We start from the raw sequence: 1540 nt of genomic DNA on the forward strand, positions 1-1540 counted from the left end.
TGGTGGCCTTTTCATGCTTCATAATGGAACCCTTCACCCCCCCCCCCCCCCCCCCCCCCCCCCCCCACTACAGGATCTACGCGCGGCGCCTAGCGCAGTGCCTCATGCAACACATCAAGCAGCTGCTCGTTGTAATCGCCGCGCTGCTCCCAGTACATGATGCCGCCGAGCCCCTGTTGTTTGACGTACTCGGCCTTGATCCGCAGCGATTGCGGGTCGTCATAGCTGATCATGCGTCGTTCCTTGGCATTCCACAGCCAGGGAACCTGCGCCTCTTCGTCCCAATGCCGCTGCCACTCCGGCGCGTTGAGGCGGGTGTGGACGATCTCGCTCCAGGTGATGAAGCCGCCCTCTGTCGTGAACTTCTGGAAGCGACCATTGTTGGCCGTGCCTACATCGCCGAAAGTGCGGCCATAGAACGGTACGCCGACATTGATCTTCGCAGCGGGAACACCGGCATCGAGAAAGTACTTCACCGCATCCACGGTGGTGCGGCCTTCCGGCGTGGCCAGTGATGAGCGGGCAAGCCCGGAATGATGGCCGGTAGCCTTGGTCAGGCTGCCGTAGAAGTCATAGGTCATCAGGTTGATCCAATCCAGTGACTGCGCAATGCGTGGCAGCTCCAGCCCCAGCGCTGCACGGCCCTCGGCGGCGGCGATGGTCAACAGGTAATGGCGCTTGCCTGCGCCTTCGCGGTCGAGGCGCTCGCGCAGCGCTTCCAGCAGCAGGGTGAAGTTGTGGCGATCATCCGGGCTGTGGCTGATGTCGGCATCACCAAGTGTGGGGTACTCCCAATCGACATCCAGGCCATCAAGCTTGAACTGGTGCATCAGTGCGACGCTGCTGTCGATGAAACGCGTGCGTGCAGATGCGCTTGCAGCCGCCTCGGAGAAGTTGCCCGCACCCCAACCACCGATCGACAACACGATCTGCAGCGCCGGGTTGTCCGCGCGCTTGGCGACGACTGCATGCAGACGCGCGGGGTCCACGCTCTCCGGCAGGTAGACGCTGCCATCGGGCTTGACCAGGGCGAAGGCGAAGTTGACCACGTCGAGTTTCTGCGCCGACAGCTGCAGCGGCGCAGGGCTGTCCATCACATAGCCGATCAGACGCGGTGGTTGCGCCTGCACGGCAAAGGGCAGCAATACGGCAAACAGCAGCGCATGCAGGCGAGCGCTGCGAAGGAATACAGGCATGAGAGGTCCCGTGGTGAAAGGACCCCGGACTGTACCTGCAGACGCCGCCGGCGTGGCAAGGCGGTGACGTCGGAAACCATCGCGGTCACGGTAGAGCCGAGCCATGCTCGGCTGGGGGACACCGGAAGTCTGGGCTTTTCGTTGTGGGAGCGGCGTAAGCCGCGAAGCTGATGGTCGATAAGGCTGCGCGCATGGCTGTGATCAAGCATTGCCAGCTTCGCGGCTGACGCCGCTCCCACAAGACCGTATCGCTTGCCCCATCACCGACCACCCCGCTTTTTGTAGGAGCGGGGGCACGCGCGGCGGCCCGGGGGGGCCCCGGGGCCGGCGAGGCGGTTGTTCAA

The 1540-nt window shown here is 63.9% G+C and carries 1 protein-coding gene; it reads right to left on the reverse strand.

Annotation, left to right across the window (positions count from 1 at the left end):
• Positions 1 to 89 precede the first annotated feature (89 nt).
• Positions 90 to 1196: a glycoside hydrolase family 18 protein gene (locus tag ABE493_RS19370; RefSeq protein ID WP_346501030.1), complete on the reverse strand. Its 1107-nt coding sequence runs from the start codon at positions 1194 to 1196 to the stop codon at positions 90 to 92.
• Between the last annotated feature and the right edge of the window lie 344 nt (positions 1197 to 1540).

The organism is Stenotrophomonas terrae, assembly GCF_039674165.1.
Lineage (GTDB): Bacteria > Pseudomonadota > Gammaproteobacteria > Xanthomonadales > Xanthomonadaceae > Stenotrophomonas > Stenotrophomonas terrae_A.

What these genes read in the sequence shown, in the direction of transcription:
- ABE493_RS19370 (WP_346501030.1), bottom strand. Translation starts at nt 1,196, where the DNA reads ATGCCTGTATTCCTTCGCAGCGCTCGCCTGCATGCGCTGCTGTTTGCC.